Genomic DNA, 23,076 nt, shown 5'->3' on the forward strand with positions numbered 1-23,076 from the left:
GCGGCGGCAACGCGTGACCGTAACGCGCTTGAGCGCCGGACGCCGTCATGCCCCAACTATTCGCGTGAGCGCCGCCGACGCCGCCAACCTCCTGCGGCGCTTGGCTACCCTGCTAGGTGCCGGTGTGCCGTTGACCGCTGCGCTCGACGTTCTCGCACGTGGCGCGCACACGCGTGGGCTCAAACGTCTCGCACGCGAAATTGCACAGGACGTCAGGCAAGGCTTGGCGCTGGCACAGGCCATGTCACGGGCGACGCGTCATTTCAGCGCCATCGATTGCCAGTTAGTCGCAGCGGGCGAACTAGGCGCGCAACTCCCCGCCACGCTCGTGCGCCTGAGCGCACAGCGTGACCACACCCGCGCCCTACGCGACAAGCTTCAGCGCGCGCTCGCTTATCCCCTGACCGTACTCGGCATCGCCATCGCGGTGGTGATCGCGCTATTACAGTGGGTCATCCCCGAATTCGAACGGCTTTTCGCGAATGCGGCGGGCGGGGGTGTCCCGTTGCCACCGCTCACACGCGGGCTGATCGATTTATCGCGCGCGACCCTCGTCGACGGGCCATGGCTGCTGGCCGCCATGGGTGCGGTGGGGGTTGCCCTCAGCGTGGCCCTCAGGCACAGCACACGCGCCCGGCGCATGCGCGATCGCCTGATGCTCGGCCTCCCCGGCATCGGGCCGGTCCTGCGCATGACATGTGCCGCCCGCTGGGCGCGCACGCTCGGCACACTGCTCGATGCGGGCATTCCACTGGCCGACGCCATGGACGCTGCGGCTAGCGCTTGCGGCAATCTGGTCATCCGCGAAGCCGCCCACGCCGTACACATCTCGGTCGCCCGCGGCGCACCGCTGGCGGGCGCACTGGAGGCCAATGCGCACTGGCCGCCGGTCATTGCGCAACTCGCCGTGGTGGGCGAGGAATCGGGTACACTCGGGCGCATGCTCAACCAGGCGGCCGGTCTGCTCGACGAAGAAGCCGCGCATACGCTGGTGAGTGCCTGCGCGACGCTCGAACCCATGATGATTACGTTTCTCGGCCTGCTGATCGGTGGCATGGTGCTTGCCATGTATCTGCCGATGTTCCAACTCGGATACGGTGTCGCATGAACGGCTACGCGGAGCCCCTTCTCATCGACTTTCTCGCGCAACTGGCGCCGCATTGGCGCTTTGCCCTCTTTGCTGCGGCGGGTATCGTTGCGGGCCTCTTTCTCGACCTTGCCGTACGCCGCGTGCCCGTCGCCGTCGAGCGCGCGTGGCTGGCCGAAATGGAAGCTATGGGGCCCGGCGATGCCATCACCCCGCAGGCATCCATCAGCGCCCTGTCCGCCGAACGTTTCCAAGCCGTGCCAATGCCCGACGCCGCGCCGACACGGCGCTGGCAGTTGTCGCTGCTCAGTGCACTGCTAAGCGTGGGCGTAGCGTGGCGTTTCGGCCCAACGTGGCAAAGCGTTGGCGCGCTCGGCCTCGTGTGGACGCTCCTCACCCTCGCTTACATCGATCACGACACCCAGCTACTGCCCGACATCCTCACGTTGCCGCTGCTATGGGCCGGCTTGTTGTGCAATCTGGGGCACTGGTATGCCGCGCTTCCCGATGCCGTCATCGGTGCGGCCGCCGGATACGCGAGCCTCTGGGCGCTTTATTGGGTCTACTGGCTGTTGCGCCGCCGCGAGGGCATGGGCTTCGGCGACTTCAAACTCTACGCGGCACTCGGCGCTTGGCTCGGATGGACGGCGTTACTGCAAATCATGACGATCGCGTGTCTGCTGGCCGTGGTTGTGGCGGGAAGCGCATGGCTCACCGGACGCTTGCGCAGCGACCAAATGTTTCCGTTCGGTGCGTTTCTCGCGACGGCGGGTATCACCACGCTGTTCGGCGGTAACGAATTGATGATGTGGATTGGAGGCACCCTATGACTTACGCCATCGGTCTGACCGGCGGCATCGGCAGCGGCAAGACCACTGTCGCTAACCTGTTCGCCGCGCACGGCATCGCCATCATCGACACCGATGCCATCGCCCACGGCATCACGGCGCCGGGCGGGGCCGCCATGCCCGCCATCCGCCGTACGTTCGGCGACGCCTTCGTTGCCCCCGACGGCTCGCTCGACAGGGCCCGCATGCGCGAACTGGTTTTCGCCGACAACGATGCAAAAGCGCGTTTGGAAGCCATTACCCATCCGTTGATCCGCACCGAATGCGAGCGCGCTGCCGCCGATGCCTCGGGCCCTTATCTGATTTTCGTCGTGCCGCTGCTGGTCGAGTCGGGCACGTGGCGAGAACGCGTACAACGCATCCTCGTCGTCGATTGTCCTGAAGAGACGCAGATCGCACGCGTCATGGCCCGCAATCAGTTCTCGCGTGAGCAGGTGCTGGCGATCATGGCGCGGCAAGCCACCCGCGCGCAGCGGCTGGCCGTGGCCGACGACGTCGTCGACAACGATACGCAGCACGCCGCGCTCACCTCACGCGTCGATCACTTGCACGCGCACTACCTCAAGCTGTCCGAAAACGCGGGGGGACAGTGAGCCATTGCGCTGCGTCATGACATCGTTGCGTGAGCCGGTGGCCGGCGTGTATCGCGTTTGCACCGCATGGAACGCCGACTCGCGTTGCACCTCGACAGATTCCCGCATTAGAATGTCGCCATTACGCTGAAAAGCGCCAACTTCTAGGCCAACGCGCTTTGATCCTGTACGAATATCCGCTCAACGAACGCATTCGCACGCTGCTTCGGCTAGAAGAGCTGTTCGGGCGCTTTGCCTTTTTCGTCGGACAGGATCAGCCGCTCGATCATCACGCGGCGCTGATCACGATGTTCGAAATCGCGGACATCGCGGGCCGCTCCGATCTGAAGAACGATCTGGTCAAAGAACTGGATCGGCAGCGTCTGACGCTTCAGACCTATCGCGGCAATCCCGACATTGCATCCGACGCGCTTGAACAGTTCATCGACGAAGTCGAGCGCGCGATCGCGAATCTCAACCAAATTCCCGGTAAACCCGGCCAGCATCTGAACGACAACGAATGGCTTTCGAGCATTCGCAGCCGCTCGGTGATTCCGGGCGGTACGTGCCGCTTCGACCTGCCGTCGTATTACGCCTGGCGTCATAACGACGCCGAGCAGCGCCGCCAGGACATCGATAAGTGGATTGGTCCGCTCATGCCGCTGCGCGACGCCATTGGCATCGTGCTCGGTCTGGCGCGCGAATCGGGCCACGCCAGCAAGGCGATGGCGCAGCAAGGCAGCTATCAGCAGATGCTGACCGGCCGCGTCTACCAACTCATGCAGGTGCGGGTTGCCGCCGATCTGCGCGTGATCCCGGAAGCCAGCGCCAACAAGTACATGCTTTGGGTGCGTTTCACCACGCAGGACGGCGATCTGAAACCCCGTCCGGTCGACAGCGACGTACCTTTCCTGCTGACCCTCTGCAATCTGTAACGTCATGACAACCGTCGTCAATTGTCCGACCTGCGGCAAGAAAGTCGTTTGGGGGCCCGAAGCCAAGTTTCGTCCGTTTTGCTCGGATCGCTGCAAACAGATCGATATCGGCGCGTGGGCCGCTGAGAAATACACCATCCCCGCGGAAGCCGCCGACGATCCGTCGCAAGATTCGCCGCTGGACCCGACGCAGCGCTAAGGACGGCACTCACCGCGTGCCATCGACGCGCGGCACTGAAACAACAAAGGCACCCTAGGGTGCCTTTGTGTTTTCGGGCGTAGCAAGTCGTGCGAGACGCCGGCCAACGTCCGACGACAGGTGGACGCAGCGAAGGCTTGCGCCCTTATCTCACGCCTTACCCGCCATTTCCTCAGCCAGCCATTTGAGCGGCGGCTCAGCGGCCGGCAGCAGTGGTGTGACGCCCACGGGCGGCCGCTCCCAAGCCAATGCCTGCCCTTCCTTACCGTGCGGCTCGCCGTCCCACGCCGTGACCTTGCAGAAATGCAGACGCACATAAGCGTGCGGATAGTCGTGCTCCAGCACACGCCATGGGGCGCAGCGCACGACCGTCACACCGAGTTCTTCGTGCAACTCGCGCGCGAGCGCCGCCGCCACCGACTCACCGGCTTCGAGCTTGCCGCCCGGAAACTCCCAGTAACCGGCATAAGGCTTGCCCGCCGGGCGTTGCCCGAGCAGCACCGTGCCGTCGGGGCGCACCATGACGCCAACCGCCACTTCCGTGATGGCCCGCCCATCGGGCGCATATCGCTTCGATTCAGTCATATTTCTGCGGTTGTTTTACCGGGCACGCCGTCACCGCGTGCCCGATGCCTTTCAACGTATCGAAAGGCGGTCAAGAAGCCTTTGTTGCACCCGCCGCACTGCTGAGCTTGCCCGCCCAGTCACGCGCAAACTGGAACGCCACACGGCCCGAGCGCGAACCGCGCTCCAGCGCCCAAATCAGCGCTTCGTGCCGTGCGTTCTCAAGCTGATCGGCCGGCACACCGAAGTGTTGCAGCCAGTGCCCGACGATCGTCAGATAGTCGTCCTGCTTGAACGGATAGAAGCTCACCCACAAGCCGAAACGCTCGGACAGCGAGATCTTCTCCTCGATCACTTCGCCCGGATGAATCTCACCGTCTTCGGTATGGCGATAGCTCTCGTTGTCCTTCATGTATTCAGGCAACAGATGGCGGCGGTTCGACGTAGCGTAGATCAGCACGTTGTCCGATTGCGCTGCGATCGAGCCATCGAGTGCGACCTTCAACGCCTTATAGCCCGACTCGCCATCTTCGAACGACAGGTCGTCGCAGAACACCACGAACCTCTCCGGACGCGCCGAAATCAGGTCGACGATATCGCCCAGATCGACCAGATCGTCCTTGTCCACTTCGATCAGACGCAGACCTTCGCTCGCGTACTGGTTCAAGCAAGCCTTGATCAGCGACGACTTGCCCGTGCCGCGTGCGCCGGTGAGCAGCACGTTGTTGGCCGGCTCGCCACGCACGAACTGACGCGTGTTCTGCTCGATCAAGCCCTTCTGACGCTCGATGTTTTGCAGATCGCCCAGCGTGATTTCCGAGACGTGCGCGACCGGTTGCAGGAAACCGCGTCCCTGCTTCTTGCGCCAGCGAAACGCCACTGCCGCGCGCCAATCGATCTCGGGGACGGCCGGGGGCAACATCGCCTCCAGTCGGGCCAGCACGCCTTCGGCGCGCGTGAGGAACTGCTCCAGCTTGTCCATGCTTCGAATCCTTGCGCTGGCGAGGAACGCCAGTCGATGTCTCGTCGTTCGGTGTTGTCGTTTCCCTTCGCTATCGGCCCCGATGCTCGTGCCATCGGCGACCTGCCTGCCAGCTCCATGCGTCTCATGGGCCGGCGCCTCGAACGGCACCCCGTGCGCGCCGGTCGGGCACGCAGCGAGCGGCCGACAACCGCCGCCTCCGGTGGGAGGGGACGGCTGTCGCGTCAGGGCTTAGGAGCGGTAGTCCGCGTTGATGCTCACGTAGTCGTGCGACAGATCGCAGGTCCACAGCGTGGCTGCCGCGTCGCCGCGACCGAGCACCACGCGCACCGTGATCTCGCTTTGCTTCATGACGCGCTGACCGTCTTCTTCGCGATAGTCGGCATTACGGCCGCCAGCGCGGGCGACCAGCACGTCGTCCAGATACAGGTCGATCTTGCTGACATCCAGATCGTTCACACCGGCATAGCCGATCGCCGCCAGGATGCGGCCCAGATTCGGGTCCGACGCAAAGAACGCCGTCTTCACGAGCGGCGAATGACCGATGGCATAAGCGATCTGACGGCACTCCGCCACATCGCGGCCGCCCTCGACGGTCACGGTGATGAACTTGGTGGCGCCTTCGCCGTCGCGCACGATCAGCTGTGCCAGTTCCTGCGAAATCGACAACAGCGCATCGCGCAACGCGGCAAATGCCGGGGTGTCAGTGCTGGCAATTTCCGGCAGCTCGGTCTGGCCCGTGGCGGCCACGATGAACGAGTCGTTCGTGGACGTATCGCCGTCGATGGTGATCGCGTTGAACGAGCGGTCGGCCACGTACTTCACCAGGGCGTCGAGCACCGGCTGTGCCACGCGGGCGTTGGTGCCGACGAAGCCGAGCATGGTCGCCATGTTCGGCTTGATCATGCCGGCCCCCTTGCTGATGCCGGTCATGACGATGGGCTTGCCATCGATCACGACTTCGCGCGAGGCGGCCTTCGGCAGCGTATCGGTCGTCATGATCGATTGGGCGGCCTCGTACCAGTGCGCGGGGGCGAGATTGGCAATCGCCTGCGGCAACCCGGCGACCAGACGGTCGACCGGCAGCGGCTCGAGAATCACGCCCGTGGAGAACGGCAGAATCTGGTTGGGGGTCACCGACAGCAGCTTGGCCAATGCGTCGCACGTGGCGCGCGTGGCGGCCATGCCCGGCTCACCGGTGCCAGCGTTGGCGTTGCCGGTGTTCACCACCAGCGCGCGAATGCCGGCGTGTGCGGCCAGATGCTCCTTGCAGACGGTGACCGGCGCCGCGCAGAAGCGGTTCGTCGTGAACACGCCCGACACAGTGCTGCCAGCGGCCAGTCGCATGACCAGCACGTCTTTGCGGTTCGGCTTACGGATATTGGCTTCGGCCCAGCCCAGTTCGACGCCAGGCACGGCGCGCAGTTGGGAGGCTTCGATCGAGGGGAAATTGACGGCCATGAGGGTTCGCCCGCGAGAGGTAAAGGTTGCATCTCCCGCCCTGGCAATGTCGGCACGACAGCCCGCCCGGGCGGCGGTTGATCGGTGCGGCCGGGGACTGAGACCCGCTGACGAGCAACATTCCCGGCGCCACAAACGACTCGGCGCCGATTTTTGGTCGGCGCCGCGTCGCTTGGTTCACATCTTAAGACAGTTTGCCGTGGCAGTGCTTGAATTTCTTGCCGCTGCCGCACGGGCACGGATCGTTGCGGCCAACCTTCGGCAGCAGATCGTCGCCACCGGCCACCGCGGCCGCAGCCGAGGCAATCGCCGCGACCACCGGACGCCCGGCATCCTCGTCGACTTCGCCCTCACCGCCCACGGTTTCGAGCTCGTCATGCTTGAACTCGATGTTGACCAGCCCACCCGCGTTGTCATCGAGCGATTCGGTCGCTTGCTCCAACTCTTCTTGCGACTGAATGCGCACGTTCATGATCACGCGCGTGACTTCCAGCTTGATGGTTTCGAGCAACTGGGCGAACAGTTCGAACGCCTCGCGCTTGTACTCTTGCTTCGGGTTCTTCTGCGCATAACCGCGCAGATGGATACCTTGGCGCAGATGGTCGAGGGCGGCCAGATGCTCGCGCCAGTTCGAATCGACGCTTTGCAGCATGACCGAGCGCTCGAAGCCCGAGAACGACTCGCGGCCCACCAGTTCGATCTTGGCAGCGTAAGCGGCCTCGGCAGCGTCGAGCACTTCCTTGAGGATGTCCTCGTCGTCGATCTCGTCGGCACCTTCGATACGCGATTGCAGCGGCAGATCCAGTTGCCACTCTTCGCGCAGCGTCGTCTCGAGACCCTTCAGATCCCACTGCTCTTCCACCGTACCGGCCGGCACGTAGGTACGCACGATATCTTCGAACACGCTCTGGCGCATGCCGGCGATGGTCTCGGATACGTCTTGCGTCTCGAGGAGTTCGTTACGTTGCTGATAGATCACCTTACGCTGATCGTTGGCAACGTCGTCATACTCGAGCAATTGCTTACGCACGTCGAAGTTACGGGCTTCGACCTTACGCTGTGCCGATTCGATCGAGCGCGACACGATGCCCGCTTCGATGGCTTCGCCTTCCGGCATCTTCAGGCGATCCATGATCGCGCGCACGCGGTCGCCCGCAAAAATGCGCAGCAGCGGATCTTCCAGCGACAGATAGAAACGCGACGAACCCGGGTCGCCCTGACGGCCCGAACGGCCGCGCAACTGGTTGTCGATACGGCGCGACTCGTGACGCTCGGTGCCGATGATGTGCAGACCGCCAGCGGTCTTCACTTGCTCGTGCAGACCTTGCCACTCGTCCTGCAATTGCTTGATACGGCTTTGCTTGTCGGCTTCCGACACGCTTTCGTCGGCTTCGATGAACGCCGATTGCTTCTCGACGTTGCCACCCAGCACGATGTCGGTACCGCGACCGGCCATGTTGGTCGCGATGGTAATCACGCCCGGACGGCCTGCCTGCGCCACGATCTCGGCTTCGCGCTGGTGCTGCTTGGCGTTAAGCACCTGATGCGGCAGCTTTTCACGCGTGAGCAGTTGCGAGAGGTATTCCGACGTTTCGATCGAAGTCGTGCCCACCAGCACCGGCTGGCCACGCTCGACGCAATCGCGAATGTCCTTGATGACCGCGTCGTACTTCTCTTTCGCCGTCTTGTAGATCTGATCCTGACGGTCGATCCGCTTGGGCGGACGGTTGGTCGGAATCACCACCGTCTCGAGACGGTAGATTTCGTTGAATTCGAACGCTTCGGTATCCGCCGTACCCGTCATGCCCGAGAGCTTGGCGTACATGCGGAAGTAGTTCTGGAACGTGATCGAAGCGAGCGTCTGATTCTCGTGCTGAATCGTGACGTGTTCCTTGGCTTCCACGGCCTGATGCAGACCTTCGGACCAGCGACGGCCGGCCATCAGACGGCCCGTGAACTCGTCGACGATGACGATCTCGTCGTTCTGCACCACGTAATGCTGGTCCTTGTGGAACAGCGTGTGCGCGCGCAGGGCGGCGTACACGTGGTGCATCAGCGTGATGTTTTGCGGCGCGTAGAGGCTGTCGCCCTCGGCGATCATGCCCCACTCGGCGAGCAGTTGCTCGGCCTTCTCGTGGCCGCGCTCGGTCAGGAACACCTGACGCGCCTTCTCGTCGAGCGTGTAGTCGCCCGGCACTTCAACGCCCGTGCCGTCGGCCTTCTCTTCACCGATCTGACGCTCGAGCATCGCCGGCAGGCGATCCATCTTCACGTACAGCTCGGTGTGATCTTCGGCTTGGCCAGAGATGATGAGCGGCGTGCGCGCCTCGTCGATCAGGATCGAGTCCACTTCGTCGACGATTGCGTAGTTCAGGGCTCGCTGCACGCGCTGCTCGGTCTCGTAGACCATGTTGTCGCGCAGGTAGTCGAAACCGAACTCGTTGTTCGTGCCGTACGTGATGTCAGAAGCGTAGGCGGCCTGCTTCTGATCGTGCGGCATCTGCGACAGGTTGATGCCCACCGACAGACCCAGGAAGTTGTACAGACGCGCCATCCATTCGGCGTCGCGCTGGGCCAGGTAATCGTTGACGGTAACGACGTGCACGCCCTTGCCAGTGAGGGCATTCAGATAGGCCGGCAGCGTGGCGACGAGCGTCTTGCCCTCACCCGTGCGCATTTCGCCGATCTTGCCGAAGTGCAGCACCATACCGCCGATCAGCTGCACATCGAAGTGACGCATCTTCAGCACGCGCTTGCCGGCTTCACGGCAGACGGCGAAGGCTTCGACGAGCAGCGAGTCGACGCTCGCCCCCTGGGCGATACGTTGCTTGAATTCCTCAGTCTTGCCGCGCAGCTGCTCGTCGCTCAGTTGGGCGATCTGCGGCTCGAGCGCGTTGATCGCCGCGACGGTTTTCTGGTACTGCTTGATGAGCCGCTGGTTGCGGCTGCCAAATACTTTTTTGAGAAGACCGGGAATCATCGGATCACTGGTTAGGGCGGCAAATGTCGTTCGCAAGCTTGCGGACGGTCAAAGGAACAAGGTCCGAGCGCCACGAAATTCCCCCCGTGACATCCGGACCGCCCGACGCGCCTGCGCACTGCGGGTCACCAGCATTTGGCAGACTTGCCACACGCTGGTTCGATACCTGTTCTAAAAAATGGATTCTAGCATGCTGCGGTGATACGCCCGGGCGGCTTGGCGTCTTGTAGCGCCGTGGTTTCTCGCGCTCGGCAGGGGGCGACGCTCGATCGCGGGGTAGAATATGCGGCAACCGCTGTCTCATCATATGAAACGACCCAAAGCACCTCGCGTAGCCCGCTCGTTGGATGCCCTGTTATCCGCCTCTGACGGGGCCGGGTCGCTGCTGGCTGCCGCCGAGCAACTCGGTCGGCTTGAGCGCGACGTGCACGCGTTGCTCCCCGCACCGCTCGCCGTGAGCGTGCGTGTTGCACCGCCACGCGATGGAGCGCTCGTTTTCCTCGTCGCCAACAATGCGCTGGCCGCGCGCCTGCGTCAGCAAACGCCGTCACTCATCGACGGCCTGGCAGCACGCGGATGGCTCATTCGCACGATTCGTATTCGCGTGAGCATCACCGCACCCGAGCCGCCCAAGCCCCCCAAGGAAGCCCGCCTCTCGCGGCAAGGTCTGGTGAGTCTGCGCGATCTGCGTGACACGCTGGAGCCCTCCCCTCTTCGCGATGCGCTGGCCCGCTTGGTCGCACGGCACTCCTACGGCGGCACACGCAAGCCGTGAGATCGAGATAACGCGCCGCCGAAACTTATCGCGCGTCAAATAAAAAAGCGCCGGATCACCGGCGCTTTCGTTTTGTTACATCCGCACCGTCACGCGGCGCGTCGCACAATTTGCGTGAATTATGCGAATTGCGTTTGCGGCTCGAACTGGAAGCCGCGCGGGGCGTCTTCTGCACGCTCGAACGTCACCACTTCGAACGCTTCCTGTGCGAGAAGCTCGCGCAGCAATTGGTTGTTCAGACCATGGCCCGACTTGTAAGCGGTGTACGACGCCAACAACGGATGACCGATCACATACAGGTCGCCGATCGCGTCAAGCATCTTGTGCTTCACGAACTCGTCGTCGTAGCGCAGGCCGTCGTTGTTCAGGATGCGGTACTCGTCGAGCACGATCGCGTTGTCCATGCTGCCGCCACGCGCCAAGCCCAGTTCGCGCAACATTTCGACCTCATGCGCGAAACCGAACGTGCGGGCACGAGCGATTTCCTTTGCATACGACGTATCGGCGAAATCGACCTCGAGCGCCTGCCCCGTGCGGTCCACTGCCGGGTGACGGAAATCGATCGTGAACTTGAGCTTGAAGCCTTCAAACGGATCGAGGCGGGCGAACTTGTCGCCTTCGCGAATCTCGACCGGCTTGGTAACGCGGATGAATTTCTTGGCAGCCGGCTGCTCTTCGATGCCTGCCGACTGAATCAGAAAGACGAACGTCGCAGCGCTGCCGTCCATGATCGGAATTTCTTCGGCGGTCACATCGACATACAGGTTGTCGATGCCCAGCCCTGCGCATGCCGACATCAAGTGTTCCACGGTGGAAACACGCGCACCATCCTTCTGCAACACCGACGCGAGACGCGTGTCGCCAATCGCCATCGCCGACGCCGGAATCTCCACGGGAGGATTCAGATCGGTACGGCAGAAGACGATGCCGGTATTCGGCGGCGCCGGACGCAGCGACAATTCGACCTTGCGACCGGAGTGCAAGCCGATGCCGACTGTCTTGGCGATGGATTTGAGAGTGCGCTGCTTGAGCATGCTATTTATTAAAACTATCGGACGCTAATGACCATAGATCGAATTATATCAGATCGGCGCCTTCATCGTTGTGCCACAAACACAACGAATCGTTACTAAACATTTTGGATTCTGCCTCACCGGTATGCCTTTGAAACATCCCGTCATAGGAAATAAGCCATTTCGCCTTCTGGCGACAGCCACGGCCTCATGGTGTTTCGTTGCCCGTCGATCGATCCAACGTCCATCGTAGAACAATTGGCGATCCGGTTCAGGGCACCCCGTCCACCGCGACGGAGGCATGCCGCGGCGGTCGGGGGACAGACCCGCGAGACCGGGTCAGGGATGACAGACGCTTACCCGTAACGTCCACCATCTGTTACGCGTTGACACTTCATGCGACTCTGGTTGTCGCAACGCCGAAACATCAACCCACATAACAACCTTGCCGTATCGCCGTTCGGACTCGTACTGCGGCGCGCCTTCCCCACACCAACGGGCATGGTTCATAGGGCGGCGACGAATCCTCACGACGACCTGCGTAGGTCTCGCGATTCCCAAGGTGCGGCGGCGCCAGGCACTGGCACCCGGCCCGCGCGCAACCCTGTCAGTCGGCTTGCTTGCGCAGGAAGGCCGGGATGTCGTACGTGTCGACACCCTTTTCCTGCAACGCTGCGACGTGCGAGGCTGCGGTCTCGCGCGTGCTGCGCCACACGGCCGGCGTATCCAGCGCGCCGTAGTCCGTACCGGCTGCCTGACCCACGTTCGGCACATGGCCGGTCGCGATCGGCATATTGTCGGTACCGGTCTTGAGCAGCGTCATCGGTGCAGCGACCTTCTTCGCCGCGGCACGGCCCAGACCCGTTGCGACCACGGTCACGCGCAGTGCATCGCCCATCTTGTCGTCGTAGACGGTACCGAAAATCACGGTCGCGTCTTCGGCGGCGTAGCTCTTGATGGTGTTCATCACTTCACGCGTTTCCGACAGACGCAGCGAACGCGAAGCCGTGATGTTGACCAGCACACCACGCGCGCCCGACAGGTCCACGCCTTCGAGCAGCGGGCTTGCCACAGCTTGCTCGGCAGCCAGACGTGCACGATCGACACCGGCAACCGTCGCCGTGCCCATCATCGCCTTGCCCTGTTCGCCCATCACCGTCTTCACGTCTTCAAAGTCGACGTTCACCAAACCGTCGACATTGATGATTTCGGCGATACCGGCCACAGCGTTATGCAGCACGTCGTCGGCGCATTGGAAGCACTTGTCCATCTCGGCATCGTCGCCCATGACTTCGAACAGCTTGTCATTGAGCACAACGATCAGCGAGTCGACGTTGTCTTCCAGCTCTTGCGCGCCCGTCTCGGCCACGCGCATACGCTTGCCGCCTTCGAACTCGAACGGCTTCGACACCACGCCAACGGTCAGAATGCCCATTTCCTTGGCGATCTGTGCCACCACCGGTGCTGCGCCCGTGCCCGTACCGCCGCCCATACCGGCGGTGATGAACACCATGTGCGCGCCACGCAGCGCGTCGGCAACGCGCTCACGCGCTTCGTCCGCTGCCGCACGGCCCATCTCCGGCTTCGCGCCAGCACCCAGACCGGTCTTGCCGAGCTGAATGTTCACGCTAGCCTGCGAGCGGCCCAGTGCCTGCGCGTCCGTGTTCATGGCGATGAATTCCACGCCTTGCACACCGCGGTTGATCATGTGCTGGACGGCATTGCCGCCAGCGCCACCAACACCCACCACCTTGATGATGGTGCCGTTGGTTTCCGTTTCCAACATTTCGAAGTTCATAGCGCCTCCAGTGAATTAAAAACAGATTCGGCACTGCCTGAACACGAGCCGCTCGGGTAAGCCGCCCATGGGTTCAACACCGAATCCACACCCCTCAAACAACCTAAAAAACAACTTAAAAATTGCTGAAGAACCAGTCGCGCATGCGCGTCCACACCTGGTTCGCTTGTCCCGATTGCACGGCGACCTTGCGGCCACGCATGCGTTGCGAGCGCCCTTCGAGCAACAGGCCCATCGCCGTTGCGTAGCGCGGGCTGCGCACCACGTCGGCCAAGCCGCCTGCGTACTCGGGCACGCCGATACGCACGGGTTTGAGGAAGATGTCCTCGCCCAGTTCGACCATGCCCGGCATCATCGCCGCGCCGCCCGTGAGCACGATGCCCGAGGACAGCAGTTCTTCGTAACCCGACTCGCGCACCACTTGCTGCACCAGCGAGAACAGTTCTTCCACACGCGGCTCGATCACCGCCGCGAGTGCCTGACGCGAGAGCGTGCGCGGACCGCGCTCGCCCAGGCCCGGCACTTCGATCATTTCGTCCGGATCGGCCAGCGACTGCTTGGCGATGCCGTGTTGAATCTTGATGTCTTCCGCGTCCGGCGTCGGCGTGCGCACGGCCATCGCGATATCGCTGGTGATCTGATCGCCCGCGATCGGAATCACGGCCGTATGACGGATCGCGCCTTCGCTGAAAATCGCGATATCGGTCGTGCCGCCACCGATATCGATGAGCACCACGCCCAGTTCCTTCTCGTCTTCGGTGAGCACCGAAATGCTCGACGCGAGCGGTTGCAGAATCAGGTCGTTCACTTCGAGACCGCAGCGGCGCACGCACTTCACGATGTTCTGTGCGGCCGACACGGCACCGGTCACGATATGCACCTTCACCTCGAGGCGGATGCCGCTCATGCCGATCGGCTCGCGCACGTCTTCCTGACCGTCGATGATGAATTCCTGGGTCAGGATGTGCAGCACCTGCTGATCGGTCGGGATGTTGATCGCCTTGGCGGTCTCGATCACGCGCGCCACATCGGCCTGCGTCACTTCCTTGTCTTTGATCGCCACCATCCCGCTCGAATTGAAGCTGCGGATGTGGCTGCCGGCGATGCCCGTGAACACGTTGGTGATCTTGCAATCGGCCATCAACTCGGCTTCTTCGAGCGCACGCTGAATGGACTGCACGGTGGCCTCGATGTTGACCACGACGCCCTTTTTCAGACCTCGCGATTCACTCTGACCGAGACCGATCACCTCATAACGGCCTTCAGGGCGCAGCTCGGCCACCACCGCCACGACTTTCGACGTGCCGATATCGAGGGCGACCAACAGATCCTTGTAATCTTTGCTCATAGCGTGTGTAAGTCCTGAAGTCTCACTGGCTTCGCTTGACCGGGGCGGCAGGCTTCTTCGCTACCGGCTTTTGCGAATCCCGCTTTTGCACCGGCGTCGCGGCCAGTTTCTTGGCCTGCTCTTCGCTCAAGAAACGCATGCCCGCGGCCCGTACTGCAAAACCGTTCGGGTAACGCAGATCGGCGTACTCGATCTGATTGCCCCAGCGTGCCGCTACCTGCGGATACGCCTGCACAAAACGGCGACTGCGTGTGACGAGCGTCTCGGGCGTACGCTCGCGACCCAGCGCCAATTGCAATCCGCCGACCAATCGCACGCCCCAGGCGTAACGGTTCGACAGCGTGACCGCTTCGGGTTTCATATTCAAAGGCGCGAACCACTTCACGAAGTCGTAGTAACGCGCCGTCACATCTTTCTCGCTGCCCGGCGGGCCAGCGAATTCCGGCAACTTGCCGTCGTCCTCCGCTTCGGCCAGATTCGCCGCAAACAGTTCGCCGTCCACACTCACCAGACGGCCGTCGTTCCACGTCGCGAGCGGCTTGTATTCCTCGATCGTTACCGCAAGCTGGTTCGGCCAAACGCGGCGAACGCTCGCATGACGCACCCAAGGCACCGCTTCGAACGCCGCACGCGTGGCATCCAGATCGATCGTGAAGAAGTTGCCCTTCAACCGCGACACCGCATTCGCACGCAAGGTCGGTCCGTTGATATGCGACACGTCCCCATCGATCTGAATCGCCTTGAGCGTGAAGATCGGCCGCTGAATCAGCCAATGGCCGCCCGCCGCGAGCGCCGCCAGCACGACAAGTGCGACGAGCGCACTCGCGATGGCGTTGAGCAGGCGTACGTTTTGCCACATGGCGATTCGCTTTCCGTATCAGGGCGTTCTTCAACGCGTTGTTCAAGATGTCACTCAGGTTTCCACTGCGCGTTCGGGTGCAAATCGAGCGTCGCAGTTGCCAGAATTTCAACCACCAGGTCTTCATACGACAGGCCCGCCGCCCGCGCCGAAATCGGCACCAGCGAATGGCCGGTCATTCCCGGCGACGTATTGATCTCCAACAGATACGGCTTGTTGTCGCGCTTGCGCAGCATCACGTCCGCACGCGCCCAGCCACGGCAACCCAGCACGAGGTACGCGCGCAACACGATGCGCTGCACTTCTTCCTGCAACGAGACCGACAACGGCGGCGGGCACTCGTAGCGGGTGTCGTCCTTGAAATACTTGTTCTGGTAGTCGTAGTTCGCGTCCGGCGCGACGATACGAATCACCGGCAGCGCGCGTGCAGCCGCCGCCCCCTTCGTGCCCACGCCCAGCACCGGCACCGTCAGCTCGTCGCCGTCGATGAACTCTTCGGCAAGCACATCCGGGTCGAGCACGGCGGCCTTCTCGTACGCGGCCTTCATTTGCGACGCATCGGAGACCTTCGTCAGACCGATGGTCGAGCCCTCGCGCGACGGCTTGACGATCAGCGGCAGCCCCAGATCGCGCGCCACGGCCTCGAAGTCGCTATCGGCGTTGAGCATCGTGAAGCGCGGCGTCGGCAGCCCTTCGTTGATCCACACACGCTTGGTCATTTCCTTGTCCATCGCCAGCGCGGAAGCCAACACGCCGCTGCCGGTGTAGGGAATGCCCAGATGCTCCAGCGCGCCTTGCAGCGTGCCGTCTTCGCCGTAGCGGCCATGCAGTGCGATGAACACGCGGTCGAACTTCTGCGCCGCCAGCGCGGCGAGATCGTTCATGCCGGTATCGAAACCATGCGCGTCCACACCCCGCGAGCGCAGCGCTTCGAGCACACCATTGCCCGAGATCAGCGAGATCTGACGCTCGGCCGAGCGCCCGCCCATCAGGACGCCAACCTTGCCGAAACGTTTCGGATCGAAAGCACTCACGTCAAACTCCTTGCTGAACTTGCAACTTCGCGGGCACCGCGCCAATCGAGCCGGCACCCATGGTGATGACAACGTCGCCCGCGCGGGCGACCTGCAAAATGGTGTCGGCCAGTTGCGCGACGTCTTCCACGAAAACCGGTTCGACCTTGCCCGTCACACGCAGTGCGCGTGCAAGCGCCCGGCCATCCGCCGCCACGATGGGCGCTTCGCCAGCCGAATAAACCTCTCCGAGCACCAGCGCATCCGCTTCGGACAACACCTTCACGAAGTCTTCGAAGCAATCGCGCGTGCGCGTGTACCGATGCGGCTGGAATGCCAGCACGATGCGACGGCCCGGGAAGGCACCGCGTGCCGCTGCGAGCGTGGCTGCCATCTCGACCGGGTGATGACCATAGTCGTCAATCAGCGTGAACGTGCCACCGCCGTTCGCTTCCGGCAGCGCGATTTCGCCATAGCGCTGGAAACGACGTCCCACGCCATTGAATTCGGCCAGCGCCTGCTGAATGGCCGCGTCGGGTACTTCGAGTTCGGTCGCAATCGCAATCGCTGCCAGCGCGTTTCGCACGTTGTGCTCACCCGGCAGGTTTAGCGTGATATCGATCGGCGGTGCGCCGTCGCCAAACGTGCGATGCACCGTGAAGCACATGCGCCCAGCATCGGCACGCACGTTGACCGCGCGCACCTGTGCGTCTTCCGACAGGCCATAACGCACGATTGGCTTCGAGACGAACGGCAGAATTTCGCGCACGTTCGGGTCGTCCACGCACAGCACGGCAATGCCGTAGAACGGCAGGCGCTGCGTGAAGGCCACGAACGACTGCTTGAGCCGCGCGAAGTCGTGCCCGTAGGTATCCATGTGATCCGCATCGATGTTCGTGATGACTTCGATGACCGGATTCAAATTCAGGAACGAGGCGTCCGATTCGTCTGCCTCGACCACGATGAAGTCGCCCGTGCCGAGCTTGGCATTGGCACCTGCGCTGTTCAGACGGCCGCCGATCACGAAGGTCGGATCAAGCCCGCCCTGTGCGAGCACGCTCGCCACCAGACTCGTCGTCGTGGTCTTGCCGTGCGTGCCGGCAATGGCGATGCCCTGCTTCAGGCGCATGAGCTCCGCGAGCATCAGCGCGCGCGGCACGATAGGAATCTGACGGGCGCGGCCCGCGAGGACTTCGGGGTTATCTGCCGTAATCGCGGTGGACACCACGATGGCATCCGCGCCTTCGATATGCTCGGCCGCATGGCCGCGAGCGACGCGCGCGCCCAGCGCCGCGAGGCGCTGCGTCACGGCGTTGTCGCCAAGATCGGAGCCGCTCACCTGATACCCCAGGTTGAGCAACACCTCGGCAATGCCGCTCATACCCGAGCCGCCGATGCCGACAAAGTGAATGTGTTTAACGATGTGTTTCATTTCAATCCTTGGCCAGAGCCGCGCACACGCGCGCCACTTGTTCGGTGGCGTCCGGCTTGGCGAGCGCCCTGGCTTTCTCTCCCATCGCGAGCAGCGATTCGCGCGTCTGACGGCGCAACCACTCGGCCAGGGTCTCGACCGACAGCTCGCGCTGATCGATCAGCGTTGCCGCGCCCTTGTCGGCGAGGAAACGCGCATTCGTTGTCTGATGGTCGTCGACCGCGTGCGGGAACGGCACGAACAGCGCCGCCACCCCGGCTGCGGCCACTTCGGCCACCGTCATCGCGCCCGCCCGGCAGATCACCAGATCCGCCGCCGCGTAGGCGTCGACCATGTTGTCGATGAACGGTACGGCTTCGACCGTCACCCCCGCTGCGGCATAGTTCGCCTGCAACGTCTGAATGTGTTTGACGCCCGCCTGATGCGTGACCTGCGGACGCGTCTCGCGCGGCAACTTCGCCAGCGCCTTCGGCACGATCTCGTTGAGCACCGTTGCGCCCAAGCTGCCACCGACCACCAAGATTCGAAGCGGACCGGTGCGCGCACCGTAGCGCTCTGCGGGCGGCGCCATGTCGTCGAAATCGGCGCGAATCGGGTTGCCCACCCATTCGCCGCGCTCGATGGTGTCGGGGAACGCCAGCAGCACCTTGTCTGCCACGCGTGCGAGCACTTTGTTCGCTAGCCCCGCCACCGAATTCTGTTCGTGCAACACCAGCGGACGCCCGAGCAGCGAGGCCATCATGCCCGCCGGGAACGTGATGTAACCGCCCATGCCCAGCACCACGCTCGGCTTGGCGCGACGCACCGCTGCGAGGCTTTGGCCGAACGCGCGCAGCAGGTTCAGCGGCAACAGCAGTTTGGTCATCAGCCCCTTACCGCGCAGCCCGCCGAACTTCACGAACTCCATCGGAATGTCGTACTTCGGCACGAGCGTCGCTTCCATGCCGTTCGGATTGCCGAGCCACACCACGCGCCAGCCCTGCACGCGCAAGAAATTGGCAACCGCGAGGCCCGGAAAGACGTGACCGCCCGTGCCGCCGGCCATGACCAGCAGCGTGCGTGTCTTCGTCTCCGGTGCCGGCATCGCGGTAGCGCGCTCGGTCATACTTTTCCTCCCCGCATCAGCACGCGGTTTTCGTAATCCACCCGCAGCAAAATCGCCACGGCCACACAGTTGAGCAAGATGCCCGAGCCGCCGTAACTGACCAGCGGCAACGTCAGCCCCTTGGTCGGCAGCAGGCCCAGATTCACGCCCATGTTGATAAAGCATTGCGCACCGAGCCACACGCCCACGCCCTTGGCCAGCAGCCCGGCGAACGTGCGCTCCAGCGCCAGTGCCTGACGGCCGATCTCGAACGCGCGGCGCACCAGCCAATAAAAGAGCAGGATCACCACCAACACGCCGACGAAGCCGAATTCCTCACCGATCACGGCGAGGATGAAGTCGGTATGCGCCTCGGGCAGGTAGTGCAATTTTTCGATGCTGCCGCCCAGCCCCACGCCAGTCCATTCGCCGCGACCGAACGCGATGAGCGAGTGCGTCAGCTGGTAAGCCTTGCCCAGCGCGTAGTCTTCGCGCCACGGATCGAGATACGCGAAGATCCGCTCGCGACGCCATGGCGAGAGCCAAATCAGCATGGCGAACGTGCCGACCGCCGTGAGCGCCAGCCCGCCGAACAGGCGGCCGTTCACGCCGCCGAGGAACAAGATGCCCATGGCGATGGCGGCCACCACCATGAATGCGCCCATGTCCGGTTCGAGCAGCAGCAGCAAGCCGACGAACACCACGGCAATCCCCATCGGCAAGAAGCCCTTGCCGAAGCTCTGCATGAATTCCTGCTTACGCACGGTGTAGTTCGCGGCGTACAGCGTCACCGCGAGCTTCATGATTTCCGACGGCTGGAGGTTGAGCACGCCAAACGGAATCCAGCGCTTCGAGCCGTTCACGCCCTTACCCACGTGCGGGATCAGCACGATGATGAGGAGCAGCAGCGCGAGCAGAAAGAGCTTGGGGGCGAGCTTGTCGAGCGTCTTGACCGGAATGCGGAACGTAATGGCCGCCGCAGTCAGGCCCATCGTGAGCGACACGATGTGACGGCCGAGAAAGTGATACGTCGAGTAGCCGCTGTACTTCGGCGAATCGGGCAGCGCGACCGAGGCCGAGTACACCATCACCAAACCGAGCGAGAGCAGCGCGATCACCACCCACATGAGCGCGTGATCGTATTCGAGCATGCGCGAGCGCGTGGGCTTGATGCTGCCCAGCGTGCGGCTCGCGGCACTCGTCGCTGCGCCCGGTGCCGTATCGGCCCCCGCGCCAGCGAAACCGGCCTGACGCTTCTTGCTGAAGAACGACTTGAGACGATTCATAGCATCACCCCCGCGTCGGCGGCCAGATCAATCACGGTGTCGCGAAATACCTGCGCGCGATGCTCGTAATTGCGGAACATGTCGAAGCTGGCGCACGCAGGCGAGAGCACCACGGCGTCGCCCGGTTGGGCGAGCTTGGCGGCTTCGCGCGTGGCGTCTTCGAGCGTCGGCGCATCGATCAGATCGACGCCCGTGTCGGTCAGGGCTTCGCGCAGCAGACCCGCGTCGCGGCCGATGAGGAACACGGCACGCGCATGGTGAGCGACCGGATTCGCCAGCGGCGAGAAGTCCTGCCCCTTGCCGTCGCCGCCCAGAATCAGCACGAGCTTCTTTTCCAAACCAGTGATCGCCGCGACCGTGGCACCGACGTTCGTGCCCTTGCTGTCGTCGTAGAACTCGACTTCGTTGATGCTCGCGACGAGTTGCACGCGGTGCGGCTCGCCCGGGTATTCGCGCAGACCGTGCAGCAGCTTGGCCATCGGCAAATCGATGGCGCGCGCCAATGCCAACGCCGCCAAGGCGTTCGACGCGTTGTGCTGGCCGCGAATGCGCAACGCATCCGCCGGCATCAGACGCTTGGAAAACACTTCGACCGGCGCCTGCTCGGCACCCGCTTTGCGGCGCTTGGGGGCAGGCGGCGCGTCCTCGCGCGTGATGCCTTCCACCAGCCACCACATGCCGCCTTCCATCTCGAGACCGAAGTCACCGACGGCGTCGGGAGCCTGCGTGCCGAACGTCACCACGTTCGCCTCGGGCGACGCCATGGCGATGACGCGCGAATCGTCACGGTTGAGCACGCGTACCGTCTGCGGCCCAAAAATGCGGGCCTTGGCGGCGGCGTACGAATCCATATCGCCGTGCCAGTCCAGATGGTCTTGCGTGATGTTGAGGATGGTGGCCGCGTCCGGGGCGAGCGAGTGCGTGGTCTCAAGCTGGAAGCTGGAGAGTTCGAGCACCCAGACGTCGGGCAGCGTCGCGTCGGCGATGCACTCGGTCAGACGATCGAGCGCCGACGGGCTGATATTGCCCGCGACCGCCGTCCGCTTGCCCGCGCGGCGGCACAGCAAGCCAGCGAGACTCGTCGTCGTGGTCTTGCCATTCGTGCCGGTAATCGCGAGCAGCTTCGGCGCATAACCGCTCGTCGCCTGCATATGACGCAGCGCTTGCGCGAAGAACTCGATTTCGCCCCACACGGGAATGCCGCGCTCGGCGGCCTCGGCGAGCAGCGCGGCCACATCGGGCACGAGCGGCGAGAGGCCGGGGCTGATACCGATCAGTTCGATCTCGTCGAGCAACGGGTCGATGCGATCGGCAAACGCGCCGCCGATGAATTCGGCCTGCGGGGCTTCGGCGTGCAGGGTAGCGACGTTCGGCGCGCTCGGCGGCAACTCGCGCGTGTCTGCCGCACGTACGCGGCAGCCGTAACGCGCGCACCAACGTGCCATCGCCAGGCCGGACTCTCCCAGACCCAGGATCAGGACACGCGGTTGCCAGGATTCACCAAACTTCTCGCCAAACACGTCGCTCTTCCTTTTATCGATTCAAACAACCTACGAATGCATCGCTTCTTTGCCGCCGATCTCCCACTATCGGCGCGAGCGGCCCTACCTTTAGCGCTTTGTTACTTCTTGTTGCTTAATCCAACTTAACTAACGCCCAGCACGCGCTTAGCGCAGCTTCAGCGTCGACAGGCCGATCAGCACCAGCATCAGCGTGATGATCCAAAAGCGCACCACGACCTGCGTTTCCTTCCAACCCGACAATTCGAAGTGGTGATGCAGCGGCGCCATCTTGAAGATGCGCCGCCCTTCACCGAATCGGCGTTTCGTGTACTTGAACCACGTGACTTGCAGCATCACCGACAGCGTCTCGGCGACGAACACACCGCCCATCACGAAGAGCACGACTTCCTGACGCACGATGACCGCCACGGTGCCCAATGCGCCGCCGAGCGCCAGCGCGCCCACGTCGCCCATGAACACTTGCGCCGGGTGAGTGTTGAACCATAGGAACGCGAGCCCCGCCCCCGACATCGCTGAACAGAACACGAGCAACTCGCCCGCGCCCGGTATGTGCGGAAACAGCAGGTACTTCGAGTAGACGACGTTGCCCATCACGTAGGCGAACACGCCAAGCGCGGCGCCCACGAGCACCACCGGCATGATCACCAGGCCGTCGAGGCCGTCGGTGAGGTTAACGGCGTTGGACGAGCCGACGATGACAAAGTACGTGAGCGCAATAAAACCGAACACGCCGAGCGGGTAGCTCATCGTCTTGAAGAACGGCACGATGAAGTCGGCTTTCGGCGGCAAATCGAGCGGGAAGCCGTTACGCACCCAGCTGATAAACAACTCGAACACCTTCAGGTTGCTCGTCTCGGACACCGAGAACGCCAGATAAATGGCGGCGAACAAGCCGATGATCGATTGCCAGAAGTACTTCTCGCGCGACGACATGCCGCGCGGGTCTTTGAAGACCACCTTCCGGTAGTCGTCGATCCAGCCGATGATGCCGAAGCCCAGCGTGACCATCAGCACGATCCAGATGAAACGGTTGCTCAAATCCGCCCAGAGCAGCGTCGCGACGGTAATGCCGATCAGAATCAGCACGCCGCCCATCGTGGGCGTACCCGACTTCACCAGGTGAGTCTGCGGGCCGTCGGTACGCACGGCCTGGCCCACCTTCATTTCGGCGAGCTTGCGAATGACCATCGGCCCGAACGAGAGCCCGATCACCAGCGCCGTGAGGCTTGCCATCACGGCCCGAAACGTCAGGTAGTTGAACACGCGCAAATAGCTCGCATCCGCTTGCAGCCATTGCGCCAACGTCAGCAACATTCC

The 23,076-nt window shown here is 63.1% G+C and carries 20 protein-coding genes; 6 read left to right on the forward strand and 14 right to left on the reverse strand.

Annotated elements, in window-relative coordinates:
• Positions 1 to 13 precede the first annotated feature (13 nt).
• From PPN31114_RS19105 to yacG, 5 genes are all read left to right on the forward strand, one after another.
• Positions 14 to 1,108, forward strand: a complete 1,095-nt coding sequence (locus tag PPN31114_RS19105) for a type II secretion system F family protein (RefSeq protein WP_174988215.1) — start codon at positions 14 to 16, stop codon at positions 1,106 to 1,108.
• Positions 1,105 to 1,917 (forward strand): prepilin peptidase, encoded by an 813-nt coding sequence (locus tag PPN31114_RS19110; RefSeq protein WP_150681044.1) that lies wholly within the window; start codon positions 1,105 to 1,107, stop codon positions 1,915 to 1,917. The genes PPN31114_RS19105 and PPN31114_RS19110 overlap by 4 nt, the downstream gene beginning before the upstream one ends.
• Positions 1,914 to 2,528, forward strand: coding sequence for a dephospho-CoA kinase (gene coaE / locus PPN31114_RS19115; protein ID WP_150681045.1), 615 nt, complete (start codon positions 1,914 to 1,916; stop codon positions 2,526 to 2,528). Before PPN31114_RS19110 ends, coaE begins: the two co-directional genes overlap by 4 nt.
• Before the next feature lie 158 nt (positions 2,529 to 2,686).
• Positions 2,687 to 3,442 carry a cell division protein ZapD gene (zapD, locus tag PPN31114_RS19120; RefSeq protein WP_150681046.1) on the forward strand — a complete coding sequence of 252 codons (756 nt, stop codon included), beginning with the start codon at positions 2,687 to 2,689 and terminating at the stop codon, positions 3,440 to 3,442.
• 4 nt (positions 3,443 to 3,446) lie between these two features.
• Entirely contained in the window at positions 3,447 to 3,641 is a 195-nt protein-coding gene (yacG, locus tag PPN31114_RS19125) for a DNA gyrase inhibitor YacG (RefSeq protein ID WP_150681047.1), read from the forward strand.
• A gap of 150 nt (positions 3,642 to 3,791) precedes the next feature.
• Here the strand turns inward: yacG and PPN31114_RS19130 are convergent, their stop codons facing one another.
• From PPN31114_RS19130 to secA, 4 genes are all read right to left on the reverse strand, one after another.
• On the reverse strand, positions 3,792 to 4,226 hold the full coding sequence (locus tag PPN31114_RS19130; RefSeq protein WP_150681048.1) for an NUDIX domain-containing protein: 435 nt from the start codon (positions 4,224 to 4,226) through the stop codon (positions 3,792 to 3,794).
• 70 nt (positions 4,227 to 4,296) lie between these two features.
• Positions 4,297 to 5,187 (reverse strand): ATP-binding protein, encoded by an 891-nt coding sequence (locus tag PPN31114_RS19135; protein ID WP_150681049.1) that lies wholly within the window; start codon positions 5,185 to 5,187, stop codon positions 4,297 to 4,299.
• A 231-nt stretch (positions 5,188 to 5,418) separates the two neighbouring features.
• Entirely contained in the window at positions 5,419 to 6,648 is a 1,230-nt protein-coding gene (argJ, locus tag PPN31114_RS19140; protein WP_150681050.1) for a bifunctional glutamate N-acetyltransferase/amino-acid acetyltransferase ArgJ, read from the reverse strand.
• Positions 6,649 to 6,832: 184 nt separating this feature from the next.
• Positions 6,833 to 9,628 carry a preprotein translocase subunit SecA gene (gene secA / locus PPN31114_RS19145; RefSeq protein ID WP_150681051.1) on the reverse strand — a complete coding sequence of 932 codons (2,796 nt, stop codon included), beginning with the start codon at positions 9,626 to 9,628 and terminating at the stop codon, positions 6,833 to 6,835.
• 307 nt (positions 9,629 to 9,935) lie between these two features.
• Here secA and PPN31114_RS19150 point away from each other — a divergent pair, with 307 nt between their 5' ends.
• Positions 9,936 to 10,403, forward strand: coding sequence for a DciA family protein (locus PPN31114_RS19150; protein ID WP_174988219.1), 468 nt, complete (start codon positions 9,936 to 9,938; stop codon positions 10,401 to 10,403).
• Positions 10,404 to 10,522: 119 nt separating this feature from the next.
• On the opposite strand, the gene lpxC is transcribed toward PPN31114_RS19150, so the two are convergent.
• From lpxC to mraY, 10 genes are all read right to left on the reverse strand, one after another.
• Complete coding sequence (gene lpxC / locus PPN31114_RS19155) at positions 10,523 to 11,437, reverse strand: UDP-3-O-acyl-N-acetylglucosamine deacetylase (protein ID WP_150681053.1); 915 nt, start codon at positions 11,435 to 11,437, stop codon at positions 10,523 to 10,525.
• 586 nt (positions 11,438 to 12,023) lie between these two features.
• Entirely contained in the window at positions 12,024 to 13,214 is a 1,191-nt protein-coding gene (gene ftsZ / locus PPN31114_RS19160; protein WP_150681054.1) for a cell division protein FtsZ, read from the reverse strand.
• 115 nt (positions 13,215 to 13,329) lie between these two features.
• On the reverse strand, positions 13,330 to 14,562 hold the full coding sequence (ftsA, locus tag PPN31114_RS19165) for a cell division protein FtsA (RefSeq protein WP_010806905.1): 1,233 nt from the start codon (positions 14,560 to 14,562) through the stop codon (positions 13,330 to 13,332).
• A 22-nt stretch (positions 14,563 to 14,584) separates the two neighbouring features.
• Positions 14,585 to 15,421, reverse strand: coding sequence for a cell division protein FtsQ/DivIB (locus tag PPN31114_RS19170; RefSeq protein ID WP_150681055.1), 837 nt, complete (start codon positions 15,419 to 15,421; stop codon positions 14,585 to 14,587).
• 50 nt (positions 15,422 to 15,471) lie between these two features.
• Complete coding sequence (locus PPN31114_RS19175) at positions 15,472 to 16,455, reverse strand: D-alanine--D-alanine ligase (RefSeq protein WP_150681056.1); 984 nt, start codon at positions 16,453 to 16,455, stop codon at positions 15,472 to 15,474.
• Between the two features lies 1 nt (position 16,456).
• Positions 16,457 to 17,866, reverse strand: coding sequence for a UDP-N-acetylmuramate--L-alanine ligase (gene murC, locus PPN31114_RS19180; protein ID WP_150681057.1), 1,410 nt, complete (start codon positions 17,864 to 17,866; stop codon positions 16,457 to 16,459).
• A gap of 1 nt (position 17,867) precedes the next feature.
• Positions 17,868 to 18,971 (reverse strand): undecaprenyldiphospho-muramoylpentapeptide beta-N-acetylglucosaminyltransferase, encoded by a 1,104-nt coding sequence (murG, locus tag PPN31114_RS19185; RefSeq protein WP_150681058.1) that lies wholly within the window; start codon positions 18,969 to 18,971, stop codon positions 17,868 to 17,870.
• The gene (gene ftsW / locus PPN31114_RS19190) at positions 18,968 to 20,236 is read right to left on the reverse strand and encodes a putative lipid II flippase FtsW (protein WP_150681059.1); all 1,269 of its coding nucleotides are present in this window, start codon (positions 20,234 to 20,236) and stop codon (positions 18,968 to 18,970) included. Before ftsW ends, murG begins: the two co-directional genes overlap by 4 nt.
• On the reverse strand, positions 20,233 to 21,756 hold the full coding sequence (gene murD, locus PPN31114_RS19195; protein WP_150681060.1) for a UDP-N-acetylmuramoyl-L-alanine--D-glutamate ligase: 1,524 nt from the start codon (positions 21,754 to 21,756) through the stop codon (positions 20,233 to 20,235). Before murD ends, ftsW begins: the two co-directional genes overlap by 4 nt.
• 147 nt (positions 21,757 to 21,903) lie before the next feature.
• Entirely contained in the window at positions 21,904 to 23,073 is a 1,170-nt protein-coding gene (mraY, locus tag PPN31114_RS19200; protein ID WP_150681061.1) for a phospho-N-acetylmuramoyl-pentapeptide-transferase, read from the reverse strand.
• Positions 23,074 to 23,076 lie beyond the last annotated feature (3 nt).

The sequence above is a fragment of the Pandoraea pneumonica genome (assembly GCF_902459645.1).
GTDB classification, from domain to species: domain Bacteria; phylum Pseudomonadota; class Gammaproteobacteria; order Burkholderiales; family Burkholderiaceae; genus Pandoraea; species Pandoraea pneumonica.

What these genes read in the sequence shown, in the direction of transcription:
- PPN31114_RS19110 (WP_150681044.1), top strand. Translation starts at nt 1,105, where the DNA reads ATGAACGGCTACGCGGAGCCCCTTCTCATCGACTTTCTCGCGCAACTG.
- coaE (WP_150681045.1), top strand. Translation starts at nt 1,914, where the DNA reads ATGACTTACGCCATCGGTCTGACCGGCGGCATCGGCAGCGGCAAGACC.
- yacG (WP_150681047.1), top strand. Translation starts at nt 3,447, where the DNA reads ATGACAACCGTCGTCAATTGTCCGACCTGCGGCAAGAAAGTCGTTTGG.
- PPN31114_RS19130 (WP_150681048.1), bottom strand. Translation starts at nt 4,226, where the DNA reads ATGACTGAATCGAAGCGATATGCGCCCGATGGGCGGGCCATCACGGAA.
- PPN31114_RS19135 (WP_150681049.1), bottom strand. Translation starts at nt 5,187, where the DNA reads ATGGACAAGCTGGAGCAGTTCCTCACGCGCGCCGAAGGCGTGCTGGCC.
- argJ (WP_150681050.1), bottom strand. Translation starts at nt 6,648, where the DNA reads ATGGCCGTCAATTTCCCCTCGATCGAAGCCTCCCAACTGCGCGCCGTG.
- secA (WP_150681051.1), bottom strand. Translation starts at nt 9,628, where the DNA reads ATGATTCCCGGTCTTCTCAAAAAAGTATTTGGCAGCCGCAACCAGCGG.
- PPN31114_RS19150 (WP_174988219.1), top strand. Translation starts at nt 9,936, where the DNA reads ATGAAACGACCCAAAGCACCTCGCGTAGCCCGCTCGTTGGATGCCCTG.
- lpxC (WP_150681053.1), bottom strand. Translation starts at nt 11,437, where the DNA reads ATGCTCAAGCAGCGCACTCTCAAATCCATCGCCAAGACAGTCGGCATC.
- ftsZ (WP_150681054.1), bottom strand. Translation starts at nt 13,214, where the DNA reads ATGAACTTCGAAATGTTGGAAACGGAAACCAACGGCACCATCATCAAG.
- ftsA (WP_010806905.1), bottom strand. Translation starts at nt 14,562, where the DNA reads ATGAGCAAAGATTACAAGGATCTGTTGGTCGCCCTCGATATCGGCACG.
- PPN31114_RS19170 (WP_150681055.1), bottom strand. Translation starts at nt 15,421, where the DNA reads ATGTGGCAAAACGTACGCCTGCTCAACGCCATCGCGAGTGCGCTCGTC.
- murC (WP_150681057.1), bottom strand. Translation starts at nt 17,866, where the DNA reads ATGAAACACATCGTTAAACACATTCACTTTGTCGGCATCGGCGGCTCG.
- murG (WP_150681058.1), bottom strand. Translation starts at nt 18,971, where the DNA reads ATGACCGAGCGCGCTACCGCGATGCCGGCACCGGAGACGAAGACACGC.
- ftsW (WP_150681059.1), bottom strand. Translation starts at nt 20,236, where the DNA reads ATGAATCGTCTCAAGTCGTTCTTCAGCAAGAAGCGTCAGGCCGGTTTC.
- mraY (WP_150681061.1), bottom strand. Translation starts at nt 23,073, where the DNA reads ATGTTGCTGACGTTGGCGCAATGGCTGCAAGCGGATGCGAGCTATTTG.